Source organism: Pilosibacter rotomagensis (assembly GCF_045062245.2).
Lineage (GTDB): Bacteria > Bacillota > Clostridia > Lachnospirales > Lachnospiraceae > Pilosibacter.
The window spans coordinates 1,978,234-1,997,726 of the sequence record NZ_CM170323.1; the positions used below are offsets into that span (position 1 = coordinate 1,978,234).

26 protein-coding genes and 2 pseudogenes are annotated in these 19,493 nt (G+C 45.9%); 6 read left to right on the forward strand and 22 right to left on the reverse strand.

Translation table 11 applies throughout. The features are described from left to right. Positions 1-233: 233 nt before the first annotated feature. Together ACI3EW_RS08715 and ACI3EW_RS08720 are read left to right on the forward strand one after the other, a co-directional pair. Complete coding sequence (locus ACI3EW_RS08715) at positions 234-545, forward strand: hypothetical protein (RefSeq protein ID WP_215703602.1); 312 nt, start codon at positions 234-236, stop codon at positions 543-545. Beyond that, positions 542-790 (forward strand): hypothetical protein, encoded by a 249-nt coding sequence (locus ACI3EW_RS08720; RefSeq protein WP_215703601.1) that lies wholly within the window; start codon positions 542-544, stop codon positions 788-790. Before ACI3EW_RS08715 ends, ACI3EW_RS08720 begins: the two co-directional genes overlap by 4 nt. Here ACI3EW_RS08720 and ACI3EW_RS08725 read toward each other — a convergent pair. The 5 genes and pseudogenes from ACI3EW_RS08725 to ACI3EW_RS08745 all read right to left on the reverse strand — a co-directional run bounded on the left by ACI3EW_RS08725 (position 756) and on the right by ACI3EW_RS08745 (position 4,319). Continuing rightward, positions 756-1,403, reverse strand: a complete 648-nt coding sequence (locus ACI3EW_RS08725; RefSeq protein WP_405582249.1) for a hypothetical protein — start codon at positions 1,401-1,403, stop codon at positions 756-758. The two genes, ACI3EW_RS08720 and ACI3EW_RS08725, sit on opposite strands and share 35 nt — an antisense overlap. A 184-nt stretch (positions 1,404-1,587) precedes the next feature. Next, positions 1,588-2,691: an IS200/IS605 family element RNA-guided endonuclease TnpB gene (tnpB, locus tag ACI3EW_RS08730; RefSeq protein WP_485662850.1), complete on the reverse strand. Its 1,104-nt coding sequence runs from the start codon at positions 2,689-2,691 to the stop codon at positions 1,588-1,590. A gap of 17 nt (positions 2,692-2,708) precedes the next feature. Continuing rightward, positions 2,709-3,108: pseudogene (gene tnpA / locus ACI3EW_RS08735) on the reverse strand (IS200/IS605 family transposase). A gap of 149 nt (positions 3,109-3,257) precedes the next feature. Next, a complete protein-coding gene (locus ACI3EW_RS08740; RefSeq protein WP_118529910.1) occupies positions 3,258-3,446 on the reverse strand; it encodes a hypothetical protein in 189 nt (62 codons plus the stop codon). A 144-nt stretch (positions 3,447-3,590) separates the two neighbouring features. Further along, entirely contained in the window at positions 3,591-4,319 is a 729-nt protein-coding gene (locus ACI3EW_RS08745) for a PHP domain-containing protein (protein WP_215703441.1), read from the reverse strand. A 462-nt stretch (positions 4,320-4,781) separates the two neighbouring features. On the opposite strand from ACI3EW_RS08745, the gene ACI3EW_RS08750 reads away from it, so the two are divergent. Beyond that, the gene (locus ACI3EW_RS08750) at positions 4,782-4,967 is read left to right on the forward strand and encodes a hypothetical protein (protein WP_215703440.1); all 186 of its coding nucleotides are present in this window, start codon (positions 4,782-4,784) and stop codon (positions 4,965-4,967) included. Positions 4,968-4,981: 14 nt separating this feature from the next. Here ACI3EW_RS08750 and ACI3EW_RS08755 read toward each other — a convergent pair whose 3' ends face one another. The 6 genes and pseudogenes from ACI3EW_RS08755 to ACI3EW_RS08780 all read right to left on the reverse strand — a co-directional run bounded on the left by ACI3EW_RS08755 (position 4,982) and on the right by ACI3EW_RS08780 (position 8,809). Beyond that, positions 4,982-5,437 carry a hypothetical protein gene (locus tag ACI3EW_RS08755; protein ID WP_215703439.1) on the reverse strand — a complete coding sequence of 152 codons (456 nt, stop codon included), beginning with the start codon at positions 5,435-5,437 and terminating at the stop codon, positions 4,982-4,984. A gap of 124 nt (positions 5,438-5,561) precedes the next feature. After that, on the reverse strand, positions 5,562-6,026 hold the full coding sequence (locus ACI3EW_RS08760; protein ID WP_118529902.1) for a DUF3592 domain-containing protein: 465 nt from the start codon (positions 6,024-6,026) through the stop codon (positions 5,562-5,564). A 33-nt stretch (positions 6,027-6,059) separates the two neighbouring features. Then, positions 6,060-6,953 (reverse strand): annotated as a pseudogene (locus ACI3EW_RS08765) (nucleotidyltransferase domain-containing protein). Between the two features lie 214 nt (positions 6,954-7,167). Next, positions 7,168-7,689 carry a hypothetical protein gene (locus ACI3EW_RS08770; protein WP_215703438.1) on the reverse strand — a complete coding sequence of 174 codons (522 nt, stop codon included), beginning with the start codon at positions 7,687-7,689 and terminating at the stop codon, positions 7,168-7,170. Positions 7,690-7,804: 115 nt separating this feature from the next. Beyond that, positions 7,805-8,200, reverse strand: a complete 396-nt coding sequence (locus tag ACI3EW_RS08775; RefSeq protein WP_485663371.1) for a type II toxin-antitoxin system death-on-curing family toxin — start codon at positions 8,198-8,200, stop codon at positions 7,805-7,807. Between the two features lie 9 nt (positions 8,201-8,209). Further along, positions 8,210-8,809 carry an alpha/beta fold hydrolase gene (locus tag ACI3EW_RS08780; protein ID WP_118297999.1) on the reverse strand — a complete coding sequence of 200 codons (600 nt, stop codon included), beginning with the start codon at positions 8,807-8,809 and terminating at the stop codon, positions 8,210-8,212. A gap of 222 nt (positions 8,810-9,031) precedes the next feature. On the opposite strand from ACI3EW_RS08780, the gene ACI3EW_RS08785 reads away from it, so the two are divergent. After that, entirely contained in the window at positions 9,032-9,790 is a 759-nt protein-coding gene (locus tag ACI3EW_RS08785; RefSeq protein ID WP_182426747.1) for a GNAT family N-acetyltransferase, read from the forward strand. Positions 9,791-9,813: 23 nt separating this feature from the next. Continuing rightward, on the forward strand, positions 9,814-10,272 hold the full coding sequence (locus ACI3EW_RS08790) for a hypothetical protein (protein WP_215703436.1): 459 nt from the start codon (positions 9,814-9,816) through the stop codon (positions 10,270-10,272). A gap of 66 nt (positions 10,273-10,338) precedes the next feature. Here ACI3EW_RS08790 and rsfS read toward each other — a convergent pair whose 3' ends face one another. The 11 genes from rsfS to ACI3EW_RS08845 all read right to left on the reverse strand — a co-directional run bounded on the left by rsfS (position 10,339) and on the right by ACI3EW_RS08845 (position 19,084). Continuing rightward, complete coding sequence (gene rsfS / locus ACI3EW_RS08795; RefSeq protein ID WP_117484561.1) at positions 10,339-10,692, reverse strand: ribosome silencing factor; 354 nt, start codon at positions 10,690-10,692, stop codon at positions 10,339-10,341. Further along, positions 10,607-11,329, reverse strand: coding sequence for a bis(5'-nucleosyl)-tetraphosphatase (symmetrical) YqeK (gene yqeK, locus ACI3EW_RS08800; RefSeq protein ID WP_118322677.1), 723 nt, complete (start codon positions 11,327-11,329; stop codon positions 10,607-10,609). Before yqeK ends, rsfS begins: the two co-directional genes overlap by 86 nt. A gap of 114 nt (positions 11,330-11,443) precedes the next feature. After that, positions 11,444-12,052, reverse strand: coding sequence for a nicotinate-nucleotide adenylyltransferase (gene nadD / locus ACI3EW_RS08805; RefSeq protein WP_118529892.1), 609 nt, complete (start codon positions 12,050-12,052; stop codon positions 11,444-11,446). A 128-nt stretch (positions 12,053-12,180) separates the two neighbouring features. Then, positions 12,181-12,474, reverse strand: coding sequence for a ribosome assembly RNA-binding protein YhbY (gene yhbY, locus ACI3EW_RS08810; RefSeq protein ID WP_015554475.1), 294 nt, complete (start codon positions 12,472-12,474; stop codon positions 12,181-12,183). Positions 12,475-12,549: 75 nt separating this feature from the next. After that, positions 12,550-13,833, reverse strand: a complete 1,284-nt coding sequence (gene obgE / locus ACI3EW_RS08815) for a GTPase ObgE (protein WP_118322675.1) — start codon at positions 13,831-13,833, stop codon at positions 12,550-12,552. A gap of 234 nt (positions 13,834-14,067) precedes the next feature. Next, positions 14,068-14,358 (reverse strand): 50S ribosomal protein L27, encoded by a 291-nt coding sequence (gene rpmA, locus ACI3EW_RS08820; RefSeq protein WP_015554473.1) that lies wholly within the window; start codon positions 14,356-14,358, stop codon positions 14,068-14,070. A 4-nt stretch (positions 14,359-14,362) separates the two neighbouring features. Continuing rightward, complete coding sequence (locus tag ACI3EW_RS08825) at positions 14,363-14,692, reverse strand: ribosomal-processing cysteine protease Prp (protein WP_015554472.1); 330 nt, start codon at positions 14,690-14,692, stop codon at positions 14,363-14,365. 8 nt (positions 14,693-14,700) lie between these two features. Next, on the reverse strand, positions 14,701-15,009 hold the full coding sequence (gene rplU / locus ACI3EW_RS08830) for a 50S ribosomal protein L21 (protein WP_021905027.1): 309 nt from the start codon (positions 15,007-15,009) through the stop codon (positions 14,701-14,703). 257 nt (positions 15,010-15,266) lie between these two features. Beyond that, positions 15,267-16,514 carry a ribonuclease E/G gene (locus ACI3EW_RS08835; protein ID WP_485662857.1) on the reverse strand — a complete coding sequence of 416 codons (1,248 nt, stop codon included), beginning with the start codon at positions 16,512-16,514 and terminating at the stop codon, positions 15,267-15,269. Beyond that, positions 16,507-17,235: a TIGR03936 family radical SAM-associated protein gene (locus ACI3EW_RS08840; protein ID WP_118529888.1), complete on the reverse strand. Its 729-nt coding sequence runs from the start codon at positions 17,233-17,235 to the stop codon at positions 16,507-16,509. The genes ACI3EW_RS08835 and ACI3EW_RS08840 overlap by 8 nt, the downstream gene beginning before the upstream one ends. Beyond that, a complete protein-coding gene (locus ACI3EW_RS08845) occupies positions 17,219-19,084 on the reverse strand; it encodes a TIGR03960 family B12-binding radical SAM protein (protein WP_405582534.1) in 1,866 nt (621 codons plus the stop codon). The genes ACI3EW_RS08840 and ACI3EW_RS08845 overlap by 17 nt, the downstream gene beginning before the upstream one ends. 164 nt (positions 19,085-19,248) lie before the next feature. Here ACI3EW_RS08845 and ACI3EW_RS08850 point away from each other — a divergent pair, with 164 nt between their 5' ends. Then, positions 19,249-19,350 (forward strand): MerR family DNA-binding transcriptional regulator, encoded by a 102-nt coding sequence (locus tag ACI3EW_RS08850; protein ID WP_405582531.1) that lies wholly within the window; start codon positions 19,249-19,251, stop codon positions 19,348-19,350. Positions 19,351-19,493 lie beyond the last annotated feature (143 nt).

The following is a 19,493-nucleotide window of genomic DNA, read 5'->3' on the forward strand; positions in this document are numbered from 1 at the left end:
ATGCAGATGGGATTGTTAACGTTCAGTGACATGGATTGTTTTGTTATTTTTTATCCGTTGTATCTTTCGGTTCATGGTACGCTAATTCAGCAAATATCAATGGTAAATAATCCCCCTGTAGAAAACCCGTGAGCGATCACACTGGTGCCGGGGTACGGTTTCAGGCACCACGGCTGCGGAATGTGAATTTCGCAGCCTTTTCCTTACAGACAGCTATCACAAAGGAGGAGCCTATGAAAAATTTTCTGAGACTGGACGGCCTGTCCATCCTGTCCGTCACATATATGTACATCAACCACAAGGACTATCTTTCGGATTCCCTGCTCGCACAGAACCATGTTTCCGTGCGGTTAGGAAACGAATTCTCACGGGACGATTCCCCGTACCGTATCATTCTCTGCAAAGCCAGAAAGAAAGATACGGCGGAATTTGAGAAATCCATGGAGTCCTTACGCAACAAGATGCTTCTTTTCGGGCACAGCGATTACATGGAATTCTGCAACGGCATCATGGAAACACTGGAACAGAATCGAGGTGCTGCATGAAGAAATCATTTGTCCCGATCAGCAAACAGACTAAGAAAGCACAAAAAGCATACCATTCCGCACAGCGTTCCACCTGGGGCATCCTGAACCCGGCAACGCGGACCATGCCGAACGGCAGGGCATACAACCGGAAGAAACAGAAAGCCCACGACAGAAGCGGCAGGGAATTCTCCTTCGACTCCCCGCCGCTTTTTTGCCCGTCCATGCCTATCAATCCCACAGGTTCCAAAAATATTTCGTCATAAGCTCCATGCCCTGCTTCAGGCACCGGTCCCGGTACTCACGCAGTTCTCCCTCGGCCGCCAGCCACTTTTCCGATATCTCCGCATATTTCGGAACATCGCTCATCGTATACAGACGATGCGTATGCTCCCGATTTTCCCTTGCAATCTCCTCTTCCGTTTTCAGTTTCTCTCCGAACATGCCATATTTTGCCGTGAATTCTTCCCGTGCCAGGTCATGTTCTTTCTCATACGGATTTTTCTTTCTGCACGTGCCCTCATTTGCTTCCCGGAACAGAAATTCCATTCTTCCCAGAATACGGTCCCATTTCCGGATGTTTTCTTCTTCCGCTCCTTTAAAGGAGCCGGGGTAGCCATGACTGTTAACACGAAGGTCATGGATCATGTTCGAAACAACCGTAAGGAACCATTGGTCGATCGACCAGGTGTCACGGTAACAGTATCCGTACCTCAGTCTCTGATAAATGCAGACAATGTCCTCTCTCCATATGGAAATCCTTTCCCATAGCGATTCTCTCTTACGGTGCGACAGAAAAACGGAACATTCTTCCTTCCGTCTCTTTCCGTTTTCCTTCGGACTCATTCGCTTTGTAATTCTCTTTGCGGTTTCATCCATTGTGCTTTCTCCTTTCCCGTAATATCCCTGATACGACAGTTATATCACTGCACAGGAAAGACTGCATTGAACCTCTGGGTGAACTACCCATTGTCTTAAGCCAATAGGCTTCCTGCTTCATCGACCTCGTAACCTACTATCTCCACAGGCGTTAATTTGGGCAGTCCCTGCCCTATATATTTCTTTATGCTATTTGTCTTAATCCTTCTGTCAGTATATTTTTCGCGGCATTGATATCCCTGTCATGTTCTGCTCCGCATTTCGGGCATATCCATGTCCTCACTGACAAATCTTTTGTATCAGGATTCTGATACCCGCAAACAGAACATAATTGACTACTGGCATAAAATGTATCTATTTTGATGTATTTCCTGCCATTCCATTTTGCCTTATACTCTAACTGTCTTGTCAGCTCATACCATGATACATCACTTATGGCTTTTGCCAGATGATGATTTTTTACCATGTTCTTTATCTGTAAATTCTCTGAAACTATCACTTGGTTTTCGCTGATAATCTCATGTGAAACTTTATGTAGATAATCTTTTCTCATATTCCTTATTTTCTCATGGCGTAATGCTATCTTTTTCTTTGTTTTATAATAGTTCTTACTTCTCTTTCCTTTATGTGACAGTTGCCTTTGCAACTTTACAAGCTGTTTCTCGTATTTTTTTATAATTTTTTGATTCTCATATACCTTCCCATCAGAAGTAATACATAAATCTTTAAGTCCTAAATCGATTCCTATGTTATGATTTGTATGTGCCAGTTCCTTATGCTCCGTTTCTACAAGTATGGACACATAGTATTTTCCACTGGAAACCTGCGAAACGGTCGCTGACTTAATCTGCCCACGATATTCCCTGTGTAACATTGCTTTTACCGCTTTTAATTTTGGCAATTTTATCTTCCCTGTCTCAAAATCTACCGCAATATTTCCATTTGTGAAGTTTGTTGTGTATGATTTATGGTTATCGTGTTTGTTCTTGAATTTCGGATATCCTGCATGTTCCTTAAAGAATTTTTGATATGCAGCGTCCATGTGATAGATTGCGTTGGTCAGAGCAAATTTATCTATTTCTTTTAACCATTCATAGTCTTTCTTTAATTCTCTGTTACAGTAATTATTACAATCCGTTTTACTAACTGACTTTTTCTCTTTCTCGTATATTTCTTTCCGATATGCCAATGTCTGATTGTAAACAAAACGGCAACAGCCAAATGTTTTTGCAATCTGAATTCTTTGTTCGCTATTAGGATATATCCTGTATTTATATGCTTTTAACACCCACTGTCGCCACCTTCCTACCCTTGATTTTCTATATATTTTCTCAACATCTCTTCTGATGCATTTCCTACACTGCAGACAAAATATCCGTCCGTCCAAAAAGTATGTTCTTTCCAGAAATGTTTTCGTAGATAATCCGGATATCTTTTCCAAATATGATATGTTGTATAACTCTTCATCGGATTTACTATTTTACTGATAGACATTGTTGGTTCCGTTTCTATCATGTAATGAATATGATCTTTATCTGTCTCCATATATCTGATAATGACTTTATGCTTTTGACATATCTCATAAGGAAACTGCTTTATATCATCTAATATTTGTTTTGACATCAGCAATTTCTTTCTATACTTGCATACGAATATGATACTGTAACAAATATTTGTGTCTGTTTTTTGATTTCCACGTTTCCATAACGCAAGTATAGCACAAACCTCCGCTTCCGGCTACCTTAACCCACCGTCTAAAGCCAGTGGGATTGCGGTAGCCCTATTTCAAAGAAGGATGAATGTCAGCTGATCTGAGCATTCATCCTCTTCCATTGTTTCCTATAATATTGCTATTTAGAAGTCATCATCCATATCACAATCATCGAAGTCAATGTCATCCTCGTCGTCATCATCTTCATCGAAATCTCCGGCATCTCCAAAAAGAGCCTCGTGTTCCTCTTTGCTGGTACACATTAATTCATCCCATAAGAATCTTTCAGTTGCATCAATTTTTCCATCACCGTTAAAATCCTTCCACTTCATACCGGCGCCCTCCTTAAAGATTGCTGATTTGTTTTTCTTTGTCCCCTTATCATAACACAAATGCTGTCCAATAAAACGGACTATTCATATTTATTACTTTGTTTGAAATATCTTTTTGGAATCTGTAAACTCCCTATTACCTCGTTATTGGAAATCTGGCAGTTCCAGCCTTTTTAATTTGTGAGCATCCAATCCGATAACCGTCTCCACACCGTTCACTTCGGCTATCTCCCAGAACTCCTTCCAATAATGATGTTTGTGTCGCATGGAGGAACAATTCTTTTCCAGAGGCAATCCATATTTCACAGCTGCATCAATCACCCGTACAGCAACTGCTTCCATTTCCGGAGTCCAGATTTTCTGTCTTCTGAAAATCCGATCCGGATGAGCAACGATCTTGAAACAGCCTGTTTTCATTCCCGCGATCATCGCATCGCCAAGAACTGTGTATTCGTCAACCTGTAATCGTTCTTTCGGCCATTCGAACGTATAATGCTCTCTGTCTTCCGGGTCTTCTGCCATATGCTGTCCAAGCAAAAGAATTTCCAAATCCGGATTATTGGAAAGTTCTTGATAATATCCACTCTGATCATATCTGGAAAAACACTCAATCTCCAGTCCGATATGAATTTTGATTTTTCTCTGATACTGTTCCTTCAGATTTTTAAGAGTGGATATGTATTCCGGCAGTTCCTCATACTTCATCCGTCCACCAAACGGATTACCGGGGAATGGAGCGTGATCCGTAAAGCAGATATCAGTTGCTCTAAGACCAATCGCTTTTTTGATATATTCTTCATCGGATACCATCTCTGCATGTCCGCAGCGGAACGTATGCACATGGAAAAGATATCGTTCTCCTAATGAAATCATTTTTACGCTCTCCTTTCATGGTGCCAAACACATGACGGCATACCATTAAATACATTTTATAAACGGTAGGGTATCCGTTTGAATTGTAGAGCCGTATAATCCAGCTGTATAGCAGTTCTCCAGGATACGGCCGGAAACATGTCGGCATGGTTATTGCATTCATGTAATCTTCTCTCTTTCATCATTATTTTTTGTGAAAGAATTATGGAAAGAAAACGATTTGTTTTGGCAAAAAAAGAAGCACGGACCGTGACGATCCGCGCCTCCTGTCGTAAGTACAAATGCTTTATATTTTGGGAATACCGAGCGAAATTTCTTCTGCCTGAAATGAGATGCAGCCGTTCGGATGAAAAGTGATGTGTTGAGAATCCCAGGCTGGAATCTTCGACCATTTCAGGTGCATTGATTTATGTATATGTATTGTAATATAATATACAATAATCAATTGAGGTGGTAACCTTTATGGAACCAATGGGAAAACTGTCAAAAGCATCCTACACAAATGCAGAGGAAATCAGCGAGGTGTCCGCTGCGTTAAGACTTGAAGGTATGCATTTGGACGATGATGATATCTTGATGATGCAGGAAATACAACATGGAGCTCTCAGTTTTGACCAGGCAAGAGAACGGATTTTAAAAGAAGTGTGATTTCACAAGCTCTCTCAAAAACTGGAATCTGTTTTTCCATCAAAATATAAAATGTACTGTTCATCATTCTGCTCTTTTCCACTAATCACAACCTCCACACTATCTTCTTTCCAGATAACCTGCCATGAATCGGAATGAACAGAAGCACCATCATTTCTTACATCAAAAGAATACTTTGCAATCGTTCCTAATTCATCTTTAAGAACCAGTCTGGCATGTGTATATCCAAATGGCCAATCTGGTTCTCCTATCTGTTGAAACAGTAATTCATACTTCCCATCTTGAGAGGTGGACGAGTCAACGGAATTAACCCGATATTTCGTCGTATAGGTAACGCTACCGATCAGACCTGCAAGCATTAGGCCCAAAACAGCTATGATTCCAAGTCCAATCCTTACCGCAGATTTCTTTATGCAAACACATCCAAACAAGGAAATAATGGTTATGACAATCACTATTGCAAATATCATTTCTTTCAACTCCCATATTTAGCAATAATTTAAGATTTGTTGTTGTTCCAAAAACTGGAAATTATAGTTCTCAATAATCTATCTTCAAAATTAGCTGTATATCTAATGGCTCTTTATCGCTCCATTACTTCATGCATAGAACCACTCCGAGAACCAAGGCAACACTTACGCATAGTGCACCCACACCAATAAACACTTTTCGCACGGGAGCTGATTTATCGGCAGGACAGTAGAATTTATCTGGACGGTTTGGATTAACGTAAAGATTGACCTTTTGACCGACAGATACCTCTGGTCTCACTGTTCCTACAGATGCTCGTTTTCTCAGCACTGTGCCATGAACGCTGTATTCATAAACAGGAAACCATGACATCATCTTCACTTCATCGGCATCGGTGTAGCCGGAGGCGCCGATTGCCCGATGCTGTATGTCGGTCACTGATGCAATGACTTGTTGTGTGCAGGAGGCTCTCTTTCGCTTCTCTTTTGCATATAGCGCAGCGCCAATACATAAAAAATTCACGCCAAGCAGACCAAGCACAGATATGATCAGCAATAGCACCAAATAGAATTCATTCGCCGCTTTCATGTATAACCTCCACAACTTCCAATTTACAAATCATTAACAGGTTTCCTTACCGCCCTTTCGAAACAAATTAATTTCTGTTAATGTTTTTCCATTTGCTCTGGCATACCTTGTCAAGGCAACCAAATCGATGCCAATGGATGGCAACAGTTCGTATGGGTTCGGAACCGGACGTTCTGTCACCTGTTTTATAAAATAACGGTTCAGGGTATCCCAAGTGTTTCTGTCAGTTTCTGTCTGATCGGCAGCCAGCCTGATTGTTTCCAATTCTTTCTTGATAAAGCAGTCCAGTTCCTTGATTTTTGGGGCCAGTCCCATTTCCAGCATTTTCTGCTTCTTGTCCAGCAGTTCATTCACGATGGCTCTCAGCTCTTCCGGTAGTTCCGCATCCAGCAGTTCGCTGAACAGCATCGGCGGCTGCGTTCCATGATCCGCGATCCATTTTGCCGCAAGCAATGGACGGATCACATAAAAATACTTTTTAATCCGTACTTCTTCACCCTGCAGATAGTTTTCATAATTGCTGCTTGCCATATGCCAGTAATGGTACAGGCTCTTCTTTTTGGAATAATACTCTTTCCTGATTTCCTGCAGTTCCTCGAATGCCGGACTGCACCTGTATACGATCGGTGAAGCACACCACTCAAAAATGGACGGATTTGACTCATGCATGAGCTGTAAAGCCTTTTTCAAATCCCAACCGCTGATGTCCAGCGTATCATCCAGCTGTCATTCAATCACGTCCCTGGTCTTATCCAGCTTCAGATAATCTTCCAGTTTTCTCACATATACAAACCGAACATCGTAATCACTGTCAGGGGAAGCGAATCCCCAGGCCCGGCTGCCGGATTCCACCGCCATGATGATCCTGACATTTTCTTTGTTCCCAATCTCCGCCAGTTTTTCCCTGATGACCTGTTCCATATCCATGTCCAGCCTCTCCTTTTATACTGCTTTATTTCAGATATTCCGCATAGCTTACGGCATTCCGGATAGCAGCTCCTTTTTTATAAATTCCATATGCCCCCTGATGCTGAATAGCAGGAAACAGAGATGTACGGAGCAATTCAAATCCGTCATGCCTATTTTCATATATACAATTCCATTATATCTGTAACTTACCCCCGGCAAGTTGCCTGTGAAATCACGCTTCCGATTCATGCCCGGCATCCAGAGACAGTTCTTTTTCCATCACCTGCCGGATAGAATTCGATGGTCCGAACTCCTCATAGATATCCCACAGCAGCAGTTTCATCTCTTCACCGGGAATACAGGAGTCATCCTGTCCGAAACGGTAAATGCTGTTTCCTGTAGTGAGTTTGATGATGCCATCATCTTCTGTTTCCAAATCTCCCGGTGATGTTTTTAAATAGTGCCCAGCGAAACCGCTTGCCGGAGCGGTAAAGAAAACAAACACAAACTTTCCAGGTCGCGAATTGGATTCATAAATCATAAGCAGTCCGGAACGGTCAATATACGGTGCCCGCCAATCCGTATATGACACTCCTTCCCTGTTAGCCGCTCCGTACAGGTATCCTTTCTTATGTTCGATCAGGCGCATGTTGTCTCCTCCTTTGCCCCAAGGGCCAAACCAGACACTGATGGTGTTTGGATGATTGTTATTGCTGTTAGGAATGAATATAACATTATGGATTGGAAAATACAAGTATTTTCATAAGCCAACAAGAGTTAGCGTATTCAGTCTGTATAAAACACAAGCATTTCACACAGCGTATTTGCTGGTGAGAATCTCAGGGACAAGTATTGCAATCCGTGCTTTTTTATTGCAAATTCAGTAGATTCATCACCAGTTTCACCATTACTTCTTTTTCTTCTGGATTGGATTCAGCAATCATCAACGTAACGGCTACCAAGGTTCCATCGCTGAGTCGTTTTTCTCCATCTTGGAATAAAGCATTGTTTTTATCCAGGAATTCAAGAAAAAGTGATGCCGCAATTCTCTTGCAGCCATACACATAAGGATGATCCTTGATCATAAAATACAATAGATTTGCGGCTTTTTCTTCCAATGATGGATATGCATCCTGGCCGAATATACTTTGATATACTGCAGCAAGGATTCCCTCAACCTTACCTTTCTCCTTTCCTTCCAGAACAATAGATTTTCTTCCGTATTCTTCGTTTTCCAGTTCAATCGCATTTGCCGAAGTTTTTATTGAATCTGATCAGATATATTTTTTGATCCATTGATCAAGGAATGCCATCTGATTGTCCGTGTGAAACCAATGTTCCCCACCTTTCATGACGGTCAGTGTGGCACCAATCTGGTCTGCAAAACAGGAAATGGTTTCATAAGATGTCAGGCTATCCCGATCCCCGTACAAAATGTGTGTCGGAACATTCCACGCAACAGGATGTTCTTTTACATAACAAAGATATTCCCATGAAAGTGTTTCACCGAACGCTGTCGGGATATTCTTCCTGCACTTAAGCTCTTCTTCCGTAACATTGGCCCACAGCATCATATCAGAAATCAGCTTTTTCATGTCTACGACTGGTGAAATAAAATAAGCTTTGCTGATTTTTTTGTCCGTTAAAGCGTTCATGGAAAAGAAAGCTCCTATGCTGTTGGCAATGATTTCCACAGGCTGAGCATTCCGGCAGACCGTGTCAAAGAATTTCGGAAATTCTTCCCTGGCCTCCCATGGTGTCTGCGATTCATAATCAAAACCAATGACATCACAGTTGCCAAAAAGCGGCTTATAATGAATGGCTTCTTCGGCATTACCGCCTTTGCCGTGAATGTATATGATAGTTTTTGCCATAAAATGATTCTCCCAGTACGTTCAATTTATTCTGTCTCCAGTATAAGCCGCCGCACGGACTGCGTCAATCACACACTTGTGTATAAGAGAAACATAGAATCCCACGCGGCACTTCGGAGACGCAGGTTAAGTGTAATTACGGCACTCCGCCTGCTGTCCTTTTTACCTGCATTATGATAGAATGGACCCATAATGATCGAACACGCAAAGGAAATGATGGGTATGAACATTGAATTAAGAAAACTTCTGGATTCGGATAAGGAGACATACTTCGAATTGGAAAATGAAACATGGGTAAACAAACGCATGCTGCAGGACGAAGAAGCGAACGACCGATCGTGGAAAGCCATGTTTGCCGATACCGAGGCTCATTATGCCGTTCTTATGGGCGATCAGATCTGCGGATTTGCTTCCATTCTGAAACTGGGCGAAGAAGTTCAGGAATTTGGGCTGGAACTTTTTGAAAGATTCCGTCATCAGGGGATTGGATATGCCGCTTTGGTTCGGTTACTGGAAATCTGTAAGAATGAATATCATGTGAAGAAACTCCACAGCAAGGTATACCCGGATAACTTTCCAAGCATTTTGCTTATGAGAAAGATCGGCGGTACTCCCTATGAAATCACGGAGAACCCGTGCATCGAGGAATCTTTACGGACAGAGTTTCAAAAAGACAATGCTGAACTGATTTCGGATAACGTGAAAAGAATGGCGGAACTCTTTGGCGTTGAACCGGAGCTGCTGCTTTCCAATTTGCTGGTATTTCAGATCCCGCTCCAGCCTGCGGAAATACGTTTTTCTCTTTCTTTGACCGGTGATCTCAGTTATGAGAAAAAGATAGAGACCAAAGCAATCAACCACATGTATCAGGAAACAACTCGGATTCTGAAATCCATACTGGAAAAGGCGAAAAAAGGCACAGAAGAAGATTTTAGGAAAGAAATGATGGATATGATTGAAAATCTTGAATCGCGTATGTAATGCAGGACTGAGCAGGGAGATTTTTGAAATTCTGTGAATCATCGTTTTTTCAGGTAAAGAAAAAGCACGGACGCTGGGTTCGTGCTTTTTCTTTGGGTAAATTGGTGAGTTTAGATTGTTGGAATGAAGGTGCCGTTGTTCCAGGTACCTGCTCGTTTTGTGAATTCAGGATGAGACCAGTATCCTACAAACATATTTTCAAAATCGGATACATTTGTAATGTCCCAGTGTTTGATGCCGCTTTCCTGCCGATTCTGAAAGACTTTGCGGAGATCACCGGTTCCAGACTGAAAATCCAGCAAGACCCGTGGCATGACATCACGGCAACTTTCAGCAGTCAGTGCGGCATCGATATTACGCCGAGTGAAAAGAGAATGCGTATGATCATCTCGGCCGCCGATCATATCAGCATCAATAAACAGACTGATTCCGACCGGGTGGATTTTTCTCTTATCTTCGGTTTTCCGGATGATGCAGAATAAGAAACAACAGAGATGTACGGATCAATCTAAATCCGTCATCCCTGTTTTCGTATATATACATCTCTTCTACAGCTCGTCCACCGACTCCACGATCTTTCCGTCTCTCCAGATCCTCTCAAGATCATAGAACAGACGGTCTTCCTTGGAGAATACGTGTACGATCACATCGCCGTAGTCCATGAGTACCCATGTAGAGCTCATGCTGCCTTCTTTCTGGTGGCACTCGTAACCTGCCTTGAAGAGCTTCTCCTCCACGTTATCAACTAATGCCTGTGTCTGGTTTGCGTTGGAAGCGCTCGCGAGAACGAAGTAATCCGCGATCACGGAAACGCCTTCAATGTCGATAATTTTTACATCTTCGCCTTTTTTCTCTTCCAAAGCCTCGACTGCAAGCTTTACCATTTCTTTTGACTGATTCAACTGATTGTTCCTCCTTGTCTTGATCGGTCTCTCCGGCCGCGCCGGCTGTCTCTTTCTGTTTTTCTGAAACGACACGGCGCATATCCTGGCAGGCCGCCTCCGTCATCGGATCGATCTGGCACCCGGTGCTCTTCAGATACTCGAGAATGCTCTCCATGATCTCAAAGCATGCCTGATCCAGGTCAATAAAGGCAAGCTTCCGCATTTCAGGAAGATTTGCCGCCTTGGACCGTCTCGGTTCAATATAATCCGCCACATAGAGGATCTTGTCGAGCAGACTCATGCCCGGCTTTCCCGTCGTATGGCAGGTGATCGCGCTTAAGATCTCCGGATCATCCACTCCATATTTGTTCTCAGCCATCCACGCCCCGAGTTTCGCATGGAGCAGGGACGGGTCGCGCTCTTCCTCGGCTGTCACCGGGATCCCGCGGTCCAGACATTTCTGAAGCATGACCGGATTTTCAAAGCGTTTTGCCGAATCATGCAGAAGTCCCGCAAGATCGGCTTTATCAAGATCGTACCCATACCGCATTGCAAGCGCCTGACAGGTAAATTCTACGCCGAGCGTGTGCTCGTACCGGTACGCATCGAGTTTTTTCTTTAAATGTTTTCTGATTTCAGGTACCCGACTATCCATAATGAATCTTCTTTCTGAATCTGCCCCGCCGGGATATCTCCCGCACGGGTCCTTCGTTTTCACCTGTTTTATTACAGTCAGGAGCCGGACTGTCTCCTTGCAGTTTACCTGCCTCTATTTCCTGTACAATCCTGTTTCCCTGATGTAATTTGCAACGGCTTCGGGCGTGTCTTTCGAGAGGTCCTCCCCCAGCGCCGCCCGTTTCCGGATATCCGCGGACGCTTCCTCGATCTTCGGGTTGTGGAGGATCCGGATATCAGCCCCATATTTTTTATTGAGGTAAGAAACCTCATCTTCAAGGGAAACACCGCCGTCCTCGTATGTCCTTCCGGAGACCAGGAGTACCGCCTGTGCCATCACCTGTTCGGGATGATACCAGGATTCCAGCTGATACAGGGAATCTGCCCCGATGATAAAATAGACCTCGATATCCGGGTACGCTTCCTTCAAAAGCGCCAGTGTCTGCGCCGTGTAGGTATTTCCTTCGCGTCCCATCTCAAAATCGGAGACCGAAAAATACGGAACGGATTCCGTGGCAAGCTCCAGCATCCGGATGCGCGCCGCTCCGTCTGTGATATGATGATCTTTTTTGTGCGGCGGAACATGAGACGGCATGAACCAGATCTCATCCAGCCCATACTCCCGGTGAGCCTGTTCTCCAAGGAGCAGGTGTCCGTTATGGACCGGGTCAAATGTTCCCCCAAGAATACCAACGCGTCTCATAGGATCCTCCATTACCGACAGGATTATCGTTTTTCCTGTTCTTCCCGTTCCGCAGTCCGTGCGGAGATCACTTTCGCAAATTTCCGGCACAAAGCGGACATTCAGGAATACAGGTATTTCCGCGGCAATTACGGAAGAACGATCTTCCGGTCTTTCTCTTCCTTCGCCGGTTTGTACAGAACGATCATCTTTCCGATCACCTGTACAACCTCAGAATGAGTACGCTCTGCAAGGATCTGTGCAAGGTCTTTTCCGTCATCCGCACAGTTCTTCAGAACGTGGATCTTGATCAGCTCTCTCGCGTTTAATGCTTCCTCAACCGATTTTGTGATCTCCGGTGTGAGGCTGGATTTACCGATCTGTAAAACGGCATCCATCGTCATTGCAAGTCCCTTTAAATAGGAACGCTGTTTGCTTGTCATAATAACTCCTTTTCATATATGGAAAAGCGCGGCTCCCTGGATGTTCCCATGAAACGCCCGGGAAGCTCCGGCGCATTATTTATAGTAATCAAATACGAGTCCGTACATGCGGACGGTATCGCCCTCCTGGATCCCCGCTTTTTCAAGATCTGCAAGGATTCCGGACTGCTTTAAGAATTTCTGGAAGAAGTCAAAGCCTTTCTCGGAATCAAGGTTCGTGTATCCGAGCATCTTCTCGATCCTCGGTCCCTCGACCACGTAAATGCCGTCCTCATCCTTCTCGACCGTGTACGGAAGGGAACGATCGCCGACATACTCGATCTCGAACTCTTTCTCGAAGATCTTCGGTGTGCGGTCTGTATTTTTGATCACGTCATAGAGATAATACAGAAGATCGTTCACGCCCTCGCCGCTGACTGCGGAGATTCCGAATACCGGGATCCCCATCGGCTCGAACTCTTTCTTTAAATCTGCAAGCGGATCTGCGCCCTCATCATAAACTGCATCCAGCTTGTTGGCTGCGATCGCCTGCGGAAGCTTTAAAAGCTCCGGGTTGTAGGCGGAAAGCTCATCCATGATCGCATGAACATCCGCGATCGGATCACGTCCCTCTACGGAAGCCGCGTCAACCACATGGAGCAGGACTTTCGTGCGCTCGATATGACGAAGGAACTCATGTCCAAGACCGGCTCCCTCGGATGCGCCCTCGATCAGTCCCGGGATATCCGCCATTACAAAGCTGTTCCCGTCACCGAGATTTACAACGCCAAGGTGCGGATTCAGGGTCGTGAAATGGTAGTTTGCGATCTTCGGTCTCGCATTGGAAACGCGGGATAACAGGGTGGATTTTCCGACGTTCGGGAATCCGACAAGTCCCACATCCGCGATCACCTTTAACTCCAGCTGTACCCAGAGTTCCTGTCCCGGCTGTCCCGGCTGGGCATATTTCGGAACCTGCATCGTCGCTGTTGCGAAGTGCATATTTCCAAGGCCGCCCTTTCCGCCCTTTAAGATCACTTCACGGCGATTTTCGCCGGACATATCCGTGATCACTTTTCCGGTTTCCAGGTCCTTAACGACAGTACCTTCCGGGACCTTGACGATCAGGTCCTTTCCGTCAGCGCCGTGGCAGCGGCGTTTTCCGCCTTCCTCGCCATTTCCGGCCGCATATTTTCTTACATGACGGAAATCTACGAGCGTATTTAATCCATCATCCACTTCGAAGATGATGTCTCCGCCTCTTCCGCCGTCACCGCCGTCAGGTCCTCCATTCGGAACATACAGTTCACGCCGGAAGCTTACATGTCCGTTTCCGCCGTTTCCTGATCTGATAAATACTTTTGCACTGTCTGTAAACATGGAAAACCGTCCTCTCAATAAATCTTTTGTAACTACTCAGTATCCTCAAGCCTGTGTCTTATTACGGTCAGCGCAGCAAGTGCGCAGACCTACTGGATTGTTACAATCTTTTACCTATAAAAAATGTAACAGCAAAACCTTTCTTTCCTGTTTCCATGAATCCCGAGTCTCACTGTTACACTGCCATCTAATCTTAAAAAAGCTCCATACCATCCAGTATGGAGCTCTTCGTTATTATTCGTTGATTGCCTGAGGATATACAGAAACCTGTTTTTTGTCTCTGCCCTTTCTCTCAAACTTAACAACACCGTCAACTTTTGCGAATAATGTATCATCGCCGCCGATGCCTACGTTAAGACCCGGATGGATCTTTGTTCCGCGCTGTCTGTAAAGGATGTTGCCAGCTAATACGAACTGTCCGTCTGCTCTCTTAGCTCCAAGGCGTTTGGACTCAGAATCACGTCCGTTCTTTGTGGAACCAACACCTTTCTTATGAGCAAATAACTGAAGGTTCATCTTAAACATATCGTTACACCTCCCTGAATCGAAATTTGATATATTCTGCTCCATATTCATCCCGGATGTTTTCGAGTCCGAGGATCAGGGATTTCATGAGGAGCTGCGACTCAGAACTTATTTTATCCGGGAAGGAAAAAGAAAAGCTTCCGCCGTCTTCCCCCACACTTCCTTCGAAGTGATCGTCCGTAAATGTTTCAACGGAGTTTGCCATGTTGAGAACCAGTGCGGAAACAGCAGCACAAATCACGTCCTGTCCGTATTCTGCATAGCCAGCATGACCATTGATATCGATTCCCTTTACTACTTCGTTCCTGTCACGCAGGATATTTACCTGAATCATAATCTTAATTAAGCATTGATCTTTTCAATCTTAACCTGAGTATAAAGCTGTCTGTGGCCATTTTTCTTATGGTAGCCAGATTTGCGCTTATACTTGTAAACGATAACTTTTTTGCCCTTGCCAACTTTCTCTACTGTTGCAGATACTGTTGCACCCTCAACGGTCGGGCATCCGATTGTAAGCTCTCCGTTGTTAACAGCAAGAACCTGATCAAAAGTTACTGCAGAACCAACCTCTGCGTCGATTCTCTCGATCTTGATGCTGTCGCCCTCGGCTACTCTATACTGCTTACCGCCAGTTGCAATAATCGCGTACATATTGCACCTCCTATTATCATTACTCGCCAGTTATGGTGTCCTCCGTTAAGGAGTCCTTGGAAACCTCACTGTGCGGCACACTAGATAACTATATCAAATACTTTTCTTGTTGTCAATCACTTTTTCTGCAATTTTTTACATTTTTATTTTCTGTCTCCGGGGGCTCTCTCTTCATATCTGAAATCCAGCTCTCCCAGTGAATATCTTCATTCAGAGCGAAGATTTTTTCCGTTCACCAACTGTTATCTTCTTTCTGTCTACACCCGCACCTGCTCATGCAGCGGCCGCCGGATCTTCTTTCTCGTGAGCTCCACAAGGCCTAACGGCGTCATGTCCACGAGGACTGTCTTTACGGGATCGGCAGCAACCGCCCGCCGCATCGCCGCCAGGAGCGCTTTCCGGCTCTCCTCCTCTTTCATGTCGATAAAATCAACGATGATGATCCCGGAGAGATTTCGGAGTCTCAGCTGGACAGCGATCGCCTCCGCCGCCTCCAGATTCGTCTTCAGATACGTCTCCTCCGAAGTTTTCTTTGAGACACTCTTTGCCGTATTGACGTCGATCACCGTGAGCGCCTCCGTCGGCTCGATCACAAGATTTCCGCCGGATTTCAGCCAGACCGTCTTCGCGAGCGCCTGCGACAGGATCGTCTCCAGGTGATAGAGCGCGGTGAGTGGAAATTCATCCTCATAAAACCGGATCACCGGTCTCCCTGCGCCCATGCCTGCGGCGTGCTCTCCGGAGCCAGCCGCATTGGGAGATGCACCGGAAATCGCATCCGGAAGAACCGCCGTTCCCAGTGCATCCTGAAGTTCCTTATAAACTTCCGGCAGGTCCGTAACAACCTCAAGACCTTCCGAGATCTTCAGATCCCGCACCGTGCGGACTGCAAAGCTCTCCGGCCGGTACAGCACGCTGCAGCATGTCCGGCTCGCCGCTATCCTGCAGATCTCCCGGTAACGCTCAAACAGTGATTCAAACTCTGCAAACACCGCGTCGAGCCCGGCTGTCTCCCCATTTGTGCGGATGACGAGACCGCAGTTTCCGTGGGAAGTCTCTTCCCAGCGGCGTTTTGCCGCCTCCCGCCATTCCTTGTCGCGGATCTTTGCGGAGATCCCGAGGGAACTCTTCCCCGCAGTAAGCACCGCCGTCTGGCCGGTCAGTGTGAGATTCGAGGTGAGGACTGCGTCCTTCGTCTTCACGGCGGACCGCTCCACCTGGACAAGGATCTCATCCCCCGCTTTTAACGGGCCATGATCCGGCTTCCCGTCCGCATACAGCGGGCAACTGTTCTCCTTCAAGCTGTAAAACCCGTTGACTCCCGGCCGGTACTCCACGAAGGCCGCGTTGATGTTCTTTGCGATATTCTTTACTTTTCCGACGAAGATGACCCCCGTCTCTTCCTCTGCCGCCTCCGGCTCAAAATCGATCCGGACGGCACGTCCATTTTCAAAAAGCACTGCGGCGGTCTTCCCGCGCAGTGCCGTAATGATCAGCTTATCCAATCTTTTCTCCAATTTCTTCCCCGAATGATTCCAGAGTCACAAAATCATGGTCTCCTGCATCCGCGTAAACTTCCTCACGGTTGATGCGGAATGCAAACTGCGGATACTCTTTTCCGATGGACTTGCAGTACGCCTCAAGAACGAGCTCCGGCTTTACGTTGGCAGCACTTCCGGAAGATAACTGGAGGAACAATCCGTCTCCGTTCTCCGCGCGGTGTGCCTTGTAGATCAGGGGCTTTAAGTCCATTTCCTTCTCGCCCTTTTTCGTCTTTTTCACGATATTAAGGTTCCCGTTTTCGATGAAATCAAGGATTCCTGTATAGAACTCCTCCGCCGTCATGGAGAGTCCGTTCTCGTAATCATCCCTCAGGACGATCGTGTAGTCACAGGCTGCGACGATACTCATCGCATTCTCCGCATTGTCCGGGAGCAGACGGTAGCTTAAGACCTCCACGCCCTCGACCATCGTCTCATTTAAGCGTTTTACCATCTCCACAGAGGAATCCGTGGACAACACTTCGATATCGAGGTACTCTCCGCTTCCCGTGAGGCCGACACCGAGCGGAGCCGCAAAGGACATGATCTGGTGCGGGGAGAAACCTTCCGAATAGCGGATATCCACATCCGCGCGGCGCATCACCTTCTGAAAATACCGCATCGTGTCGAGATGTCCGATGAACTTCATCGCTCCCTGCTTGGAAAACTTAATTCTGATCTTCATAACAGACACCTCCCCCAAATCTTCTCACGCCGCATCCCGAGCATCTCATCCGGCAGTTCGGGGTAACGGTCTCTTTCGTCGCATTGATCCATTCTCTCTTTAAAAATTCCTTCGTCACACCGGTATCGATGAAATCCCATGGGAATACTTCGTCGAGGGAACGCGCTCTCGTCGTGTAGAAATCAATATCCACGCCGCATGTCTCAAATGCGTTCATCCAGACATCATTCTTAAAAGTCTCAGACCACGCATCATAGAGTGCACCCTGTCGGTAAGCCTCCTCGATGACAGCGGCAACCTTCCTGTCTCCTCGGGCCAGAACGCCCTCAAGGACGGTCACATCCGCCTCGTGCCAGTTGTACTTTAAGCTCTTGTGGTTTAACATCTCATGCATCTTGTGGTTTACGACGCGCGCTTTTCCGAGGAATTCTTCCTTCGTGCTCATCTGCGCCCACTGGAACGGGGTAAATGGCTTCGGAACAAAGAAGGAGGTACTTGCAACGACCTGCACCTTTCCGTTTCTCTGGTCCTTCGGGATCTCGTAATACTTCTCCGCGATCTTCTCGGAGAGCAGGGCGATCCCTTCCATATCTTCGACCGTCTCCGTCGGAAGTCCGAGCATGAAATAGAGCTTTACACGGTTCCAGCCGCCCTTGAACGCCAGCGCAGAACCGTTCAGGATATCTTCCTCGGTAAGGCCCTTATTGATGACGTTTCTGAGGCGCTGGGAGCCTGCCTCTGGCGCAAAGGTAAGGCTGCTCTTCTTGACATCCTGCACCTTGCTCATAACGTCGAGGGAGAACGCGTCGATACGCAGGGACGGAAGGGAAACATTCACGCCCTTTCCGTGGAATGTGTCGATCAGGAAGGTAACAAGTTCCTCAAGGCTGCGGTAATCACTGGAGCTTAAGGAGCTTAATGAGATCTCCTCATGTCCTGTATTTTTTAACATCTTATATGCCAGCTCTTTCAGATGTTCCACATTTTTCTCGCGGACCGGACGGTAGATCATTCCGGCCTGGCAGAAACGGCAGCCGCGGATACAACCGCGCATGATCTCCAGGACAACACGGTCCTGGGTCGCCTTGATGAACGGAACCAGCGGTTTTTCCGGGTAAACGGACTCGGTCATCTCCATAACGAGCTGCTTTTCTACCCTCTCCGGGATCCCGGCTTCCTTCGGAAGGAAGCTCTCGATCGTTCCGTTTTCCTTGTAAGTCACCTCATATAACGACGGGACGTAGATTCCCGGGATCATGGCCGCTTTCTTTAAGAATTCCAGTCTGGAATCCCCGTTCTTTCTGGATTCCTTATAGACATCCAGGAGCTTCCGGTAGGAAACTTCGCCCTCACCGATATAGAACATGTCAAAGAATGCCGCGATCGGCTCCGGGTTGTATGCGCACGGACCGCCGCCGATCACGATCGGATCCTCCCAGGTTCTCTCCTCCGCATGGAGCGGGATCCCGGAAAGATCCAGGATCTGAAGGATATTGGTGTAACACATCTCATACTGGAGTGTAATTCCAAGGAAATCAAACGCTCTCACCGGGTCCTGGGACTCAAGGGCAAATAATGGGATATGTTTCTCTCTCATGACCTTATCAAGGTCTGTCCACGGGGAGTATACGCGCTCACAGTATACGTCCTCGTACTTGTTAAACATATCATAAAGGATCTGGATTCCCAGATGGGACATACCAATGTCATAAACGTCCGGGAAGCACATGGCGAACCGAATGTCCACCTTAGACGGATCTTTCACGATCACGTTCATCTCATTACCCAGATACCGGGCAGGCTGCTGCACCGATAAGAGGATCTCATCACTTAATGCTAATTTTCTCATATACGTTTCTTATTCCTAACTATTTTGTGCTTGGTTCCTGGTAAATCTTCATCTATCAAACTAAGCTATTATACGGTATTTCATGCGTTTCCGCAAGGTAATCTTTCCCGGGTCCCAGTATTTTTAACATGTTTCTCAAAAATTTTAACGAGGAGGATTGTTTCATGTCCTATACAATTAAAGAAGCAGCAGAAATTATGAATGTACCCCCAACAACTCTGCGCTATTATGGAACGGAAACAGGCCGTAGAAAAGCAAATGGCTGAGCTGCAGGAAACTCTGGATTTTATCAACCTCTCACAAAAAATTGACATTTATATGTAATAGTCGTTTGAATAAAATGCTGTTTTTACAAAGAAGTCGTTTGAAAAAGTTTATATTTTGATTTAAAACTCCATTCAAAAAGTTG